The 14412-nt window shown below is 63.0% G+C and carries 15 protein-coding genes; all 15 read right to left on the minus strand.

Going from position 1 to position 14412, the window contains the following annotated elements; all coding sequences use genetic code 11:
- Positions 1-171: 171 nt before the first annotated feature.
- Positions 172-900, minus strand: coding sequence for a helix-turn-helix transcriptional regulator (locus NHAM_RS22610; protein WP_245270133.1), 729 nt, complete (start codon positions 898-900; stop codon positions 172-174).
- A 533-nt stretch (positions 901-1433) separates the two neighbouring features.
- Complete coding sequence (locus NHAM_RS22615) at positions 1434-3578, minus strand: type IV secretory system conjugative DNA transfer family protein (RefSeq protein ID WP_011505126.1); 2145 nt, start codon at positions 3576-3578, stop codon at positions 1434-1436.
- Positions 3556-4614, minus strand: coding sequence for a P-type DNA transfer ATPase VirB11 (gene virB11, locus NHAM_RS22620; protein WP_041359641.1), 1059 nt, complete (start codon positions 4612-4614; stop codon positions 3556-3558). The genes NHAM_RS22615 and virB11 overlap by 23 nt, the downstream gene beginning before the upstream one ends.
- Positions 4577-5914, minus strand: a complete 1338-nt coding sequence (gene virB10, locus NHAM_RS22625; protein ID WP_011505124.1) for a type IV secretion system protein VirB10 — start codon at positions 5912-5914, stop codon at positions 4577-4579. Before virB10 ends, virB11 begins: the two co-directional genes overlap by 38 nt.
- A gap of 6 nt (positions 5915-5920) precedes the next feature.
- Complete coding sequence (virB9, locus tag NHAM_RS22630; RefSeq protein WP_011505123.1) at positions 5921-6724, minus strand: P-type conjugative transfer protein VirB9; 804 nt, start codon at positions 6722-6724, stop codon at positions 5921-5923.
- A complete protein-coding gene (locus NHAM_RS22635; protein ID WP_011505122.1) occupies positions 6721-7437 on the minus strand; it encodes a virB8 family protein in 717 nt (238 codons plus the stop codon). The genes virB9 and NHAM_RS22635 overlap by 4 nt, the downstream gene beginning before the upstream one ends.
- Positions 7434-8564 (minus strand): type IV secretion system protein, encoded by a 1131-nt coding sequence (locus NHAM_RS22640; protein WP_011505121.1) that lies wholly within the window; start codon positions 8562-8564, stop codon positions 7434-7436. Before NHAM_RS22640 ends, NHAM_RS22635 begins: the two co-directional genes overlap by 4 nt.
- 8 nt (positions 8565-8572) lie before the next feature.
- The gene (locus tag NHAM_RS22645; protein ID WP_041359644.1) at positions 8573-8764 is read right to left on the minus strand and encodes a hypothetical protein; all 192 of its coding nucleotides are present in this window, start codon (positions 8762-8764) and stop codon (positions 8573-8575) included.
- Positions 8761-8946 (minus strand): hypothetical protein, encoded by a 186-nt coding sequence (locus tag NHAM_RS22650; protein ID WP_041359646.1) that lies wholly within the window; start codon positions 8944-8946, stop codon positions 8761-8763. Before NHAM_RS22650 ends, NHAM_RS22645 begins: the two co-directional genes overlap by 4 nt.
- A 20-nt stretch (positions 8947-8966) precedes the next feature.
- Positions 8967-9686, minus strand: coding sequence for a type IV secretion system protein (locus NHAM_RS22655; protein ID WP_011505119.1), 720 nt, complete (start codon positions 9684-9686; stop codon positions 8967-8969).
- 10 nt (positions 9687-9696) lie between these two features.
- Positions 9697-10548, minus strand: coding sequence for a hypothetical protein (locus NHAM_RS22660; protein WP_245270134.1), 852 nt, complete (start codon positions 10546-10548; stop codon positions 9697-9699).
- Positions 10549-10586: 38 nt separating this feature from the next.
- On the minus strand, positions 10587-12998 hold the full coding sequence (locus NHAM_RS22665) for a VirB4 family type IV secretion system protein (RefSeq protein ID WP_011505117.1): 2412 nt from the start codon (positions 12996-12998) through the stop codon (positions 10587-10589).
- A 10-nt stretch (positions 12999-13008) separates the two neighbouring features.
- On the minus strand, positions 13009-13305 hold the full coding sequence (locus NHAM_RS22670; RefSeq protein ID WP_011505116.1) for a type IV secretion system protein VirB3: 297 nt from the start codon (positions 13303-13305) through the stop codon (positions 13009-13011).
- Positions 13302-13607 carry a TrbC/VirB2 family protein gene (locus NHAM_RS22675; protein WP_011505115.1) on the minus strand — a complete coding sequence of 102 codons (306 nt, stop codon included), beginning with the start codon at positions 13605-13607 and terminating at the stop codon, positions 13302-13304. Before NHAM_RS22675 ends, NHAM_RS22670 begins: the two co-directional genes overlap by 4 nt.
- A gap of 14 nt (positions 13608-13621) precedes the next feature.
- Entirely contained in the window at positions 13622-14374 is a 753-nt protein-coding gene (locus NHAM_RS22680) for a lytic transglycosylase domain-containing protein (RefSeq protein WP_011505114.1), read from the minus strand.
- Positions 14375-14412 lie beyond the last annotated feature (38 nt).

A 14412-nucleotide genomic window follows, 5' to 3' on the forward strand; every position in this document is an offset into this window, starting at 1 on the left:
TGGATTATGGAATATATTCCTAAATTAAAAAAATGTCAGAACATGTCGGAACAGCCATTCCCGCAGACCCGGGGCAACACTTCGTGGGCTCGCGCTGAGCAGGAAAAGATCGTTCGCGAGCTAGAAATGGCATCTTTCAATCTATCAAAGGGCAACGGATGGCCTAACGCTTCAGCGAAGGAGCTTTGTCCGAATCGCCATGGCAATGGCATGAGCTTTGCTGACTGCACCAAGTTTCGCGCGCGCCGCCATGATATGCTTGGTCACAGTTGATTTTGAGATTCCAAGAATCGCCGAGATTTCCCAGTTCGTCTTTCCCTCGCCCGCCCAAAGCAGACAATCCCATTCCCGTGCCGTCAGATTGCTATTGACGCGCCGCCAGGTCGCAATACGATGGAGATGTCGACCCAAAGCGTAGCTGGCCGCAAAGTTCAGCACTGATAGATCGGCCGAAGCCGGAAGTGTTCCCGGTCCGCCGAACGACAAAGACACAATCTCACCGTCTATTGTCGAAATCGGCACGACGTAACCGTCGCGTAGTCCGAATTCCGCGGCTTCGCCTTGTATCAGCCTGACATTGCTTCGCTGAGGGCAGCTCTTGTAGCCCTCATGCCATGTGAACGGCGTTCGTTCATGAAAAAGGTGCTGAATGATCGGATCGCGAAATACGTATCCCTTTCTGCTGTAGCGATCTAACCATTGCGCTGGAAAGCGCTGGAATAGGATTCGTGAGCGAAGTTCAGCCAGTGGCGCTGGGCGCGTCGGCACGATGCCACCGAAGAGACCGGTAAAGCCGAATTCCGCCGCGAGCCCCAAAAGGCAATCTTCTATTTCGGCTGCGGTTCTCGTCTGCTCCACGGCCTCCATAAAGCGAAAGGTTTGGCTTAAGCGGTCCGACAAAGGCTTAAGTCCTTCTTTGCCTAATTGGGGGCCGTGCTCGTCCTAGCGGCATTGGACAGACGGAAGTTGGGTGGACGTCGCGATCGGCATCGTTCCGCTCATGGTGGTTGCTGTGAAAGCGTTGACCAAAAGAATGAATCCTTGTGGCAAGAATGCGGCCTGTCTGTCGGCCTCATGTTTCACGAAGTGACTGAAGCGACGCCGTGTTTCTGTATCTTCGTCAACCGGGCGCGGTGGCAACCGAACCTGAGTGATACGCGTTCATCAGCGGTCATTATATCATGTGACCGGCTGTCATCAGCCCGATCCGACTGCCGAATGGATCGTCCGCGCTTGAAGAGGTGCGCGGGCTTGGGCACTTCGAAAACGCCAAGCATCTCCGCTTAGATGTGCGAGAGCTATATTCGCTCCAGCAGGCATCGCGACCTGCACATCACCTAACCGATCGTTCCACATTGCGTGCCGCTCCAAACTCGATGACGATGAACATCGCTACCGCAAAAGCGGTTTCTGCGCATCAAAAGTCGAGGTGTTTACGGTTTCGTGTCATCGCCAAAGGAGCGGTGCAATAATGCGAGAGTGTCGGCTGCCTCACGCGTTTTGGATCCAGATGAGGTATCCAAGACACGCATCATGGCGGAGAACTCTTCGTCCTGGCGAGCCTCGGCAGACTTCAGGATATTGCGAACGTCACAGCTTTCTCCCGGCGGAGCGGGTGGCGCGATACCAAGTGACAGAGATTTCGATTCAGGCTTTGCCGTTCGTCGCGCGACCAGCGTGAGCGGCGCGGCCGGGGCTTGAGGCCGTTCTGTTGCCGTCGCCTTGTTGGATGCCGATTTTGGAGGGCGCCGCGACTTTGTCTTTCGTGGAGTTGGTGAGTTCATTTCCATTGGGGCTGGGCCGGCATCCGCCAGTTTTTTCGTTTGGTCGGGCATCGGATTGATCGCGCCGCCGAGAGACTCGTCCTGCCAGTCTCGCAACGCCGGCAAGACTGGCGGCGATCCCTTGGCCTTCTCGTAGAAGGCCCTGTATGGCTTATCGAGATAATGCCGGATTTTCGTCAATTCAAACGATCGTGAGTTCTTCACCATCAGGATCGAGAGCCGCGCTGACATTTCCCGAAGCTCGAGCGGACTGCGAAGCGGCCGGGGCGTATAATGCGGCGCCCAGACGCGCGGTGCGAAGATCCCCTGCCCTGGCCGCTGGATCGGCGTCTTATAGACTTGCGTAGTCTCCCCGAGCATCTCGGACACGAAGTCTGAGGTTTCGAGGTCGTTGATCTGGATGAAGAGTTTGATCTGCGAGCCGGATACCGTGGTGATGCGTGTATTCTTGCCGTAGAGTTCATCGAGCTGCGCGATATCCTGCATGACAATCGCCATGCGAAAGCCGTAGCCGGCGCTGATCGTGATCTTGGAGATCAGAGAATCCATCCGCCCGACATGGTAGAATTCGTCGAGCATCAGCAGCACCTGGTGTGGTTCGTCCGCGCCTGGAATCTTCACCATCATCAGGTCGTGGATCTGCTGGAACAGAATCCGGATCAGCGGCCGGAAGATCGAGAGCTCCGCGATGGTGCAGCCGATGAAGATGGTCATCGGCTGACGGCGCAGTTCGCGGATGTCGAAGTCGGAGGTCTCAGTCGCCGCCGAAATCAGCCCGTTGTTCCACAGCGACGTCGCCATATTGACGTTGAACACCGCACTGTTGCGGGTCTCCGGCTCGAGCGCGATATACTGGTTAAAGCTGTCGACGACCCAGGTCGGGAGATGCTGACATTCGGTTTTCACGATGGCGCGCAAGACCGATGAAATGTCCTTGCCCGTTGTGGTCATTCGCGCGACGGTGCGCATATGCTGTGCGCCGGCAATCAAGGGCGACGACAGGACGTAGCCAATCAGCGCCGAGAGCAGGAGACGGCCGGCGCCCGCCCAGGTATCGTCGGCCTTCTCAGGGATCACGAACGACGCCACCACCAGGCAGTCCGTCGCCATCCGCGCGTCCCGCCGGACAAAGTCGAGGGGATTGTAGCGATGGGTGTCGTTCGAGCCGGGCGAGAACATGAACACCTTGTTGCCCATGGCCGCACGATGATTGGCCAGCGCGTCGAAGTTCTCGCGCTTGGGATCGAAGAACACGGCCGAGCCCTGCCAGAGGTAGCCATTCGGAAGGACGAAGCCAGTGCCTTTGCCCGACCGTGAGGGGCCGACGACGAGAATGTGTGCCGGTTCGTCCGAGCGGATGGTCGCCCCACCCAATGTCCCCAGGACGATGCCCTGCTTCGCCGTGAGGCCTTGCCTGGCTGCCTCCATCAGCGTGCCGAAGCGGGCTTCGCCGTAGGGCATCTGCCGGCGATTGATGACCGCAAACATGACCCCGGCGATGGCGAGCGCGCCAACCGCGGCCACGGCATAGCCGGCGCGGATCAGCGCTTCGAGGCGCATGCTTGGAAACAGCAGCCGGTCATAGAAATGACGCCAAGCGATCAGAAAGAAGTCGACGGAGCGATCGGTGTTCTGCATCCGGAACAAAGCCCAGCGGGATGCGCCTTCGCTGGGAAACCGGCTCGGCGCCCAGCGAAGAGCCACGACAACCTCGTAGGCCATGCTCCACAACAGCCAGAAGGCGAGCAGCAGCAGGACCGCGATGCCGATCCTATAGGCGACGACGCGCGCCATGACGGCCTTTCCCTCCGGTCCGCTGCTCCCGCCATTCCGCCATGCGCGAGAAATGCACCGCCGACGTGCCGCGCCAGCCGCCGACCTTGGTCTGCTGGATCACGATTGGCAGCACCGACTTGATGTAGCCGACGATCTCGTCGCGCCGCAGGCCTAATCCCGCCTGCATCACCATCAGCGCGAGTTGCTCGAACGCGCCCGCTGGGCTGTCGGCATGCACCGTGGTGATGCTGCCGGGATGGCCGGTGTTGATGGCGCGCAGAAATGAATAGGCCTCGGCGCCGCGGATCTCGCCGAGAAAGATGCGGTCGGGCCGAAGCCGCATCGAGGCCTGCAGCAAGGTTTCGACCGTGACACGCGCCTCGCCCTGGTCTCCTTTGGAGGCGACCAGCGGCAGGTAGTTTTTCTGAATCGGATTGACCTCCCGCGTATCCTCGATGGTGATGATGCGTTCGTCGACCGGCACTTCCTTAAGAATTGCGTTCAAAAATGTTGTCTTGCCGGAACTCGTCCCGCCCGACAGAAGGATCGAATAGCGGTTGGCGACCGCCAAGCGGATGAAGTCCTCGATCCGGCCAGCATCGAGGTGTTCGCACAGCCGACGGTCGGTTTCGGAGAGGGCGCCCTCGCCCGCTGTCGACACTTTTTCGAAGGAGCCGAGCTTGCGGTAATCGTCGAGCCGCATCTCCTTGATCACCTGCTTGCGGATCGCGAACGCGCCCCCGGCGGTGGTCGCCGGCGGCATCACGCCCTGGAAGCGCTCGCCGGTCGGCAAGGCGGCCGACAGCAGCGGATGCTCCTCATTGACGCTCTGACCGGAATGGCCGGCGACGCGCTCCGCGAGGTGGCGCAGCGCGTGCTCCGTCAGATGTGGGACGTCATGGCGTTCCATCGCCGACTGGCCAAACCGCTCGACCCAGACCTCACCCGGCCCATTGGCGCAGATCTCGACGACCTGATCATCCTTGAGCCACGGCCGGATCGGTTCAAGGGCCCGATCAATGAAGACCGTCAGGCTTCGCGCCAATGCGTTCACGTTTCAGCTCCCTCAAGGCTTCCTTGACCGGGTCGGAATAGAGCGCGGAGAAGTCGAGGTCGCGCCGCACGAAAACAATGATCTGGGTACCCTGGTCGAGGTAGATGGTGGGCGGGATGTTGATCGAGTTTCGCAGCGCCTGCTGGGCAATATTGGTGAGGGTCTGCGACACGTTCTGCGCGGCGATCGCGCGCGCCTGCAGGCTGAGCTGGCTTTGATTTACGCCGGTTTGCGTCTGCGTGACGATCCCGGTCACCGGGTCGGTCGTTGTAATGATGGAGCCGTTGCCGTTGGTGTTGGTGTTCTGGCCATAGGCGCTAAGGAATTGCGACACCCCACCAACGACCGACAGCATGATCGCCGAACCGAAGCGCTCCAGATAATGGTTGTCGACGAAGCCGGCGTTGCCCGCGCGGCCGAGATCGTCCGCCCCGTTGGAGCCGAGCTGCACCGAGACGCCGTCCGACCGCAGCATGCGTGTCCACACGACGAACACGCGGGTCTGACCCTGGGCGATGCCCGACTTATATTCGCCGACGAGACGGCTGCCGGCCGGGATCAGCACGCGGCGACCGTCGAAGGACCAGACGTTCTCGCTGACGACCGCACGGACCATGCCGGGCAGATCGCTCTGGAGCGCCGTCTCCAGTACGCCGCGGATCATCGTGCCCTGCGCGACCAGCGCATCGATCCGATTGTTCTTGGTGGCGCGCGAGACCTCGACGCCGGCAGCTGACACCGAGGCCAGAAACCGGCGATTGGGATCATCGTCCGGACCCGCTGCCGCCTTGCTCCCGTCCTCGGGATTTCGTGCGGCGGCCGCCGCCGCATTGTCGGCGATCACCTGGGGCGCGCGCAGGCGTTCCCATTTCCGCCTCTCTTCCTGACGCAGGCGCTCGAGTTCGGCGAGACGGCGCGCCTCGTCGTCGTTCGGGGGCGCTGCGGCGCGCGGCGGTTCAGGTGGCGGTGGTGCCGGAAGCGCCAAGGGAGGTGCAACCGGGGGAGAAGGTGGTTCGGCCGGCGCCTGTGGGATGACGATCATGCCCTGGTTGGTTTGCGTCCGCGGCGACGACAGCGAGGGTGCGGGAAACTGTGTCGTTGTGAACTCCTCCTTGTCGGGCGTTGTCAGCGTCGGCGCGCGTCGCGCCACCGAGCCGTAAATTATCCAGGCCGCCACCATGAGCGCGCCGATCGGCACCCCAAATTTCAGGAAGCTGCCGAGCGCGGTGCGGCCGCGCGCGACGGAGGTCGCGGCCGCCGCCTCCAGTTCGAACGAGCGATAGTCGTCGGCGCTCGGCATTGCGCGTCAACCTCCCAGATTCGTTGCCGAGCCCACACGCTGCGGCGCATAGGGCTCGAGCCCGTTCGGCTCATGCACATTGTTCAGACGGCGGTTGAAGACGCAGGTCGATTCCTGGCCGTTGCGCAGCGTCCACTGCGGCGACACCTTGTCGACGATGACGTAAGGCCCCTCGGTCCGGAAATTGACGAGGCTTTCATTGCGGTCACCATCGACGATGTAGATCGCCGGCGTCTCGCCCTCGAAGCGGAACCAGGTCTTGGTCCCATCGTCGAACGCGGCAACCGGCTTGTTCACTGACGAGCCCTTGTAGCCGTAATCGCTGTTGGCGTTGGCGATGTTGAGATCCTTGAGATTCGGATTGGCGGCGCGCTCCTTGGCTTCAGCCAAGAGCTTCGCGCTGGCCTCGTCATCCGGAAACCGGAATCGCACCGCGTAGATCTGCCCTGCCGGCGGCCGCGTGTTCGAGCGCAGCAGGAACGAATAGATGCGCTTGTCGGTGACGACGTTGAGGTTCGACTGGGCGTTCTTTTCAACCGGCTTGACGAAGATGACGTCACCCTTGCGGTTCGGTTCGACCTTCCAGGCGATTGAATCCCCGAGCGCCAGCGTTTCGATCTTCTCGTCGGGCTGTAGCTCGATCATCGTCGAGGTGCCATAGCTCGCATCGATCGCGGTTACGTTGTCCTTGTTGTAGACGACGTCCCGCACTCGCGAATCGACGCGACCCGGCCGCGGCAGCGCCTCCGCGAAGGCGGCGCCGGCCGTGATGCAGAGTACGACAGTTAAGACGGCACAACCCTTGATCATTGCTGCGCACCTACCGTTCCCGGTGAGGGCGCGGTCTCCTGATCGCGGCGATACTCGAGCACCTGGAAACCGAGGGGATTGTCGAACCGCCATTCGTTACGCATCGGCGCGGAGGTATAGCGGAAGCGCACCAGCGACACCCAGTTGCGGGTGATGATGTTGGTCGAGGACTTCTCCTCGGTGGAGAAACGCGCGAGCGCCGTGCGGTTGTTCGGAAAGGTCACGGACTTGATGTTGACGGCGATCACGGTGTTCGAACCGAAGACTTTCACAGGGTTGCTGGGATTGGCGGGCGAATAGATTTCGGTCAGTTCACGGCTCGCATCGCCACTGGCCAATAATTGCGCCAGATCGAAATTATCTTTCAGCGCCTTCGGGTCATAGGTCTCGCGCGCCTTGATGTAGCGGACGACATTGAATGTCGTGACGGCCTCGTCCTGGGTCAGCGGACCCTCCGCCATCGGCCGCTTCACCTCGACGAAGCCGGTGGTCTTGTCGACCACGACCATGTACGGCTCGTAGGTCTTGAGCGGGACCAGCAAAGCCAAGGTGCCGAGTGCGCCGACGGCCACGATTGTCATGACCGCGGCGACGATCCAGGCAAGCGCCCGCGAATTGCGATTTCGGCGCGCGATATCCCGCTCCCATGTCGCGCCGTCGGCGTAATAGCGCGAATCGACCCGCGCGGACTCTGAGGCTGTTGTCTCCGTCATGGCCGGCCACTCCCGCTCGACGCCGGCGGAACGTTGGGATTGCGGAGCTGGTCGGCCAGGCGCCGGAATTCCGCCGACTGCGCCCAGGAGGCTGCGCGCAAGCCAACACGCGCGCGTTGACGTGACGCCAACTCCTCACGCCGCGACGTCGAGGCGGGATTGAGCGGATTGCGGAAGGCGAGGCGCGCTCGGTTTGCGGCCGCGCCAAGCCGATAGCCGGTTGCGGTCGCAAGCACCGCGCCGATGCGAGGCGCGAAGATCGGAACGCCACCGGCGATAGCCGCCGCCATATTGTTGATTTGGCTCAGCAGTAGGATGCCGATAATCGCGAGCAGCACGACCGGGCCGATGGTTGCCCAGGTCGCCGACTTGGAATTGGCGACGCTGTTGAGCGTGTCGATCGTCTGCTGGATCAGCGAGACGTAGAAGGCCAGAAATGCATAGACGAGGACCTGCACCAGGAAATACTGGACCAGCGCGCTCAGCCACCCACTGAAGAACCGCGTCGTGACGCCGAACAGCAGCAGGATGATGAACAAGGGTGCCAGCGCTAAAAGCAGCCACATGAACATCTTCGACAGCACGATGAGGAAGATTGCGAAGCCGATCAGGATGGCCATCACCACGTAGAAGACGGCCGCGAAGATGTAGGGTCCCCAATTGGTGATGCCGGCGTTTTGCAGGAATGCCTCTGTGGCGCTGTTCGTGGTATCCCACATGTTCTGCAGCGCCGACTGCACGCCATTGACCGAGTTCAGATTCGCAGACGTGCCGGTGTTGTTCGCCGACGTGACCGCGCTCAAGAGCGCATTGCCGATCGCCGACGGGCCGTCGTTGAGAGCGTTATAGGCCAGTGTCTGGAAGTCACCCCACTTCGTCGCCATGGTGTAAATCAGCACCGCGCGGAACAGCCGGAAGGCATGATCGGCGGGACCGCCGGTTGATGTGCCTTGCCAGATGCCAATACCCCAGAAAATCATGTAGAGCGTGAGCAGCGAGCCGGCGACGCTGGTCGCGCCGCCCGAGGTCGCCGCATTCGCCAAGGCCTGGTAGGCGGTCGATACATAGTTCTGACCGAGCTGGTCGACCGATTGCAGAAGCGAGGTAATGCTGAAGCTGTTTCCCATCGCCCCTCTCAGATCGGCCGCATCGGCCCGCAGCGGTCGAGGCTCTTGAACGCTTCGGGTTGCGTGGGCGCCTGCATGTCGGCGTAGCCCAGCGGCGTGCCGCCCTCATCCGGCGAGCAGGGCGCCTTCAGCGGCTTGTATGCGCATCCTGAGAGCGCCGCGGCGACGAGCACCAGAAGTGCGAGAGCGGCGGTTCTCACTGTGCGGGCGCCTTCGGTTGTGTGAACGTCATGGCCCGTGACGCGGCTTTCGCCGCCGCGCTCTGATCTCCGGTGGTGCCGGACTCGGCGGACGGCGTCGGGCCGCGCGAAACCACGAAGCGGCCGATCGCGAAAGCGGCAACGGCGACGACGATGATCAGAATCAGATTGCGCTTCGACACGCTTCGCCCTCCCTTGCGGTTCACTGCTGCGTGAATTTCATGGCGCGCGCCGCCGACGACTCTGCTGCGATCCGGTCGAGGTTGGCCTGATTGGCCGCGGCTGCCGCGTTGTTGACGACGCCATTGAGCTCGTTGATCGTCTGCCCCGTCTGAATCTGCACCTGGGTGTTCTGGTCGACGCTGCCTTTCAGGTCCTGGGCCTTGCCGATCTGCTGGCCTCCCTGCGTGAACGCCGAGGACCTCTGCTGCACCGCGCCCTGCGTCGAGTTGATGAGCCCCGACAGCGTCGCCGCGACGTTGACGGAGTTCTTGTAGGCTGTGTCCGCGGGATGGCTCTGGCCGTTGACCAGCCCCGTGATCGTCTGCACGAGCTGCAGGCCATTGATGAGCGTCGAGACGATGTTCTGCGACGCCGAACCCATACCGGCGAAGGACAGCGCGCCGCCGGAGATCACGGAGCCGAGCGATGGCGCCTGCGCCATCGAGAAGCCGCCACCGAGCGCCATCTGTGCGAGAGTGCCTTGCGCCTGCGACGACCTATCCCCGGTCACCGCCTGCAACGTCTTCTGGGTGAACTGCAGGATCTGCTTGTCCGCAGTCAGGATCTGCTGCGTGCTCGTGGCGATCTGCTGCGCCTTTGCGAGGTTGGCGTTATCGAGGACCGGGACCTGCGCGGCAGCTGGCGGCACGCCGGTGGCGATCAGCGCGGCCAAAACGAGGAGTACGAATTTCAGGCGCATGAGGACCTCCCTAGCGGCTGTTTGAGGCGATTGCGGCGAGCCCCGCCGCGACATCGTCGGCAGTGAAGGCGTTCAGGCTTCCGGCAGCATTCGCTGCGCTCTGTGCCTGAGACAGGTAGAAGACGACGTTGCCGTCGCTGTCGACGTAGCGCGCAACGATGCACGCGGGATCAGTCGGGGAGCCGGCCGGCGTCGTCGAGCATGTCGACGGCGCGCGGCAGGGGTTGGCCGCGGTGCCCGCCCCGATCATGCCAAGCGGACAGGCAGGGCCTTGTCGGGGCGTCGCGCCGGCTGTCGCCGTGGCGCGCATACCGAGTGCAGCGCGGCTCGTGTCGCTGGTCAGCGCGAGGTTGAGCGCGTTCAAGGCCGTGACCCAAAGGTTGGCGGAGCCGATCGCGCTATTCCACGCCAGGTTATTCTGAAGCCGCGCGGCGCTGTTCATGTCGATCGCCGCCATCACGGTTGTGGCCGTCCCGACCTGCTGGCCTGCCGTTTTGAACGCCGTCTGCGCGGCGCTCAGGGTCTGGCGAGACGCATCAAGCCCGGCGACGACGTCGCCGCTCGATTTGAAAAGCGTCTGGTTGTTGAGAGCGGCGCCTTGCGCCGCCGTATCGGGGGCCGCCGGCTGGTCGGGCGCGTAGGACTGGATCGCCTTGCTGCCTGCACCGCTCTGCGGCTGGGCGGTTGGGTCGGTGACGCTCGCCTTCTTGCCGGTCGTCACCGCGCACTTGACGCCACTGTTGGCGTCCTGGCGCTGCGTCGTCACGGGCACCAGCTTCACGGTCGTGCTGGCGGTCTGCGAGTGCTGCGTCAGCTGCGCTGCGTCGTTCACCGGAATGCTGGCAAGCACGGGGGCGGTCATCGCTAAGAGCACCACTGTAGTGGCGGCGATTGCGCATCTCATCCCTGGGCCCTCCCCATGAAGATCGGTAGCCACGCCGCCGGGTCGTCGCCGACGCGCGCCCGCAACGCATCGAGTTCGGCGACTGTCTCCGTGCGCCCGGACAGCACTTTGATCAGGTCCGGCATGTTGGCGAGGTTGAGCTTCGCCACGACACTGTCGCGCCCATGCTTGATCAGGAAGGAGCGGCTCTCCGGTACCGTGCCTCTGATCCACGCAACCTCCCGGCCGGAGAGGCGGAAAGCCTGCTTGTAACTCTCGTCGTCCGCTTTCGGGTTTGGGAAAAAGATGTTGGTGCTGGTCTGCTCGATCAGCGTATTCGACGCCTTCGAGCGCACGATATCGGCCGCCGACTGTGTGCCGAAGCCGACGATGCCGTTCTGCTTACGAATCGTCTTGAGCTTGTCGCGAATAAAAAACGCGAACACCTCGTCGTCGAGCAGCCGCCACCCTTCGTCGAGGAAGATCATTACGGGGTCGCCTGTCAGCAACTCGTCCGTCCGGTGGAAAATATACATCAGAGCTGCGGTGCGGACGACGGGGTCGTCGAGCACGCGCGTCATGTCGAAACCGAACACGCTGGAGAGCGAAAACCTGTCCTCGTCATTGTTGAAGAGCCAGCCGCGCTGGTCGGGGCGCATCCAGCTCTCGAGGCGTGCGAGAAGGTCGCCCTCGCCTGCCCGGATGCGGCCGCGCAGCAGCGTCGAGAAAGCCTTCAGCGTGCGGCCTGCCGGCCCTGCCGCGAGCGCCGACGCGATCGCGTTGCGGATCACCTGCTCCTCCGAGGCGCTGAGCTCGCCCCCTTTGCCGGGTCGCAGCATGAAGGCGAAGAGCTGGTAGAGGAACTCTCGGTTCGGCGCCGAGTCCGGTAGCGAGAGCGGATTGAAGCCGGTCTGTTCTCCGGGCACGAGTGTCTCATATTGGCCTCCCAGCGCACGGATGAAAATCTCGGCGCCGCGGTCCTTGTCGACGAACAGGAGCTTGGGCCGCGGCTGAATGCGTTGTGTCTGGGCGGCGATGAATGACAAGAAGACGGTCTTGCCGGACCCGGTCGGGCCGACGACGGTGAAGTTGCCGATGTCGCGGACGTGATGATTATAATAGTAGGCCGTCTGCGACGTTGTCTCGAACACGGAAATCGCCGGGCCCCAGTGATTGCCAGCCGGCCGGCCGCTCGGGTAGTTGTGCAGCGAGGTGAAGCCCGCGAAATTCTTCGACGAGATGACGCCCTTGCGCGCGATGTAGGTGAAGTTGCCCGGCAGCTGCGCCCAGAACGCGGGTTCGCAATTGAGATCCTCGCGCGTCCAGATTACGGAGCGATCGGTCAGCGCGGCGCCTACCGCCGTGACCGCTGCGCCGACCTCCGCAAGGTCGCGGCCGAGGCACATCACGGTCATGTGGTGCTCGCCGTAGATCGCTTCCGACGCGAGCAGCTCGTCGCGAGCGTCGTCGAGATGCTCCGAGACAATCGAGCCCGCCTCATCGGACATATCGACTTGGCGCGATACACGGTCGATCTGCTTGGCCGCCTCCGGGCGGTCGACGATCGCGAAGCTCTGCGTCGCGATGAACTCGTGCGGCACGCGCAGGAGGTTGTCGAAGGAGCCGGGTCCCGTCTGAGCCGGGTACTCGCGGATCGACACCATCGCCCCGAAGCGCGTGTCCTCGGGACCGGCTCCCCGCACCTCGATGGCGTTGTGTCCGAAGAAGATGCGCTTCATCGACAGCGCGTCCGCGAGGTTCATGCGTGGCAGATGCATCGGACGAGGAAGGCCGCCGTTAAGCAGCAGCGTGAGGAACTCGAGCGGCTCAGAGAACCAGACACCGTCGCGACGCACGACGCCGAGCTGCCGTGCGCCATAGCCGGCGAGGTTCTCGCGCACCGCGGTCGCCGCGTCGCGGAGCTCCGCCAACGCGGTCTGCATGGCGACTGATTCGCCGGCTACGTCCTTGCGACCGAGAAGTCGCGTCAGCATCGCATCGAACGTGCCGGCTTGCCCCTGCAGCGGTCGACGTATGATGGTGAGATAGATGTCGTTGACGAACATGCGCCGTTTGGAGAGCGCGGCGTTGTATCGTTCGTCGAGCTCCCGGCACAGCGCGTTGTCGAAGGTCGACACGATCCGTGGCTGGACCTCGCGCCGGACGATGTGGGAGACGAGCGCGAAGCGGGAGTTCGCGAGCGTGCGAACGACGTCGTTGCGGCCGAGAAGGCGCGCGTTGACCTCGCTCATGTCGGATGTCTCGAAGGAATACCCGTCGAGTTTGAGGGTTGTGAGGACGAGGCCGTCGCGCGTCTTGATGATATGGTCGTCGACGTGGCGGGTGTAGGGGACGTGGGAGGCGACGGGGCGCTCGCGCCGCGACACGGCACCGAATGTCAGTTCGTCGAGTAATGCGCGCGCCACCATTTCCGAGTCCTCACGCCGAATAGCTGTCGGCAGCCCAGAAGGCGCGCGAGCGCGGCGGGCACTTCGTCGACTTTACGAAGAGGATCTCAAAGATTCGATCGTCGCGGAGCGTCATGACATAGCCGAACAGGTGGAGTGGGATCGCGACGAGGAGCATGAACAGGTTATGCGTCACCAGGAAGCAGACGCTCGAGACCACGCCATTGAACATGAAGTACATGTACGGCACGCCCATCAGTGTCGGCGCGCGTGTGAGCGCCTTGACGAGCGGGCTGATGAGCGGGTCTTCGAGTTCGTCTCCTGTCATTGCCCAACCGCCGACTGGAAGAACTGCACGATCTGGGCCGAGCCGAACACGAGCACGATGCCGAAAATGACGCTGCCCGCGATGCCCCAGGTCAGGCGCCCGGACCACGCGAAGAATCCGCAGGCGATCACGGCGAGGGTTGCGAGCGCTGTTGCAATCGGGCCGGTGAGTGCGGAGACCAGTTGCGTCAGCGTCGACTGAACCGGCTGCAGCGTGCCGCCGCTCGACTGCGCGGCTGCCTCAACAGCACTCAGAGCGAGAAGCACTCCGGCGAGCGGCGTTCGTGAGAGCATTGTCTTCATCCAGTCCTCCGTTCTTAGTCGACGTGCATGACAAAGCCGTTATCCCACCGCGTGCGGTCTTTGGGGGCTGGCTTCGGTGTCTTGGGCGGCGCGGTGGCCTCTCGCGGCTCGATCAAGTCGGGCGCCTCTAGCGTCCGGGACGCAGATCGAAGCGGGCCGCGTGCCGCGGCTGGGCCGAGCGCTGGCCACGCGTAGAAGTCGTTGAGGACCTGTGCGACGAAGCGCACCGTCTCGGGATAAGGAGGAACGCCTCGGCTTTGCTCGACGGCGCCCTCTCCGGCGTTGTAGGCGGCCAGGATGAAGAGCGGATTGCGATATTTCTCGTGCAGCGCGCGAAGGAAGCGGATGCCGCCGCGGATGTTTCCGACGGGATCGCAAAGGTCGACCTTGAAGCGCTGCGCCGTCTCCGGCTCGAGCTGCATCAGCCCGAAGGCACCCTTGTCCGAGAGCGCTACGGAATTGAACTGGCTCTCCGCCTTTGCGACGGACAGTACGAAGTCTGGATAGAAGGCCTCTTCCGTCGCGATGCGTGTGACGAGCGCGCGGGCCTCCTCCGGGACCATCGCCACGGCGTCGGGGCAAGGCGAGGCGACCTGGGACACCTGGGCAGCGCCGATCCGCTCTACCGAAACGGGCGCGGCGCCGAGCGGCAGCACGTGTCCTGAGGCGTCGACAGCAGCCAGCGTCTGCGGCCTCGCGTCTTGCGCCGCTGCGCCCGCGAGACTCGCCAGGACGCCGAACCCGATCGCTGCGACGCGAATCAACATGCCACCCCATTTCCATTTTCCAATAGACAATATATTGA

This window comes from Nitrobacter hamburgensis X14, assembly GCF_000013885.1.
GTDB classification, from domain to species: domain Bacteria; phylum Pseudomonadota; class Alphaproteobacteria; order Rhizobiales; family Xanthobacteraceae; genus Nitrobacter; species Nitrobacter hamburgensis.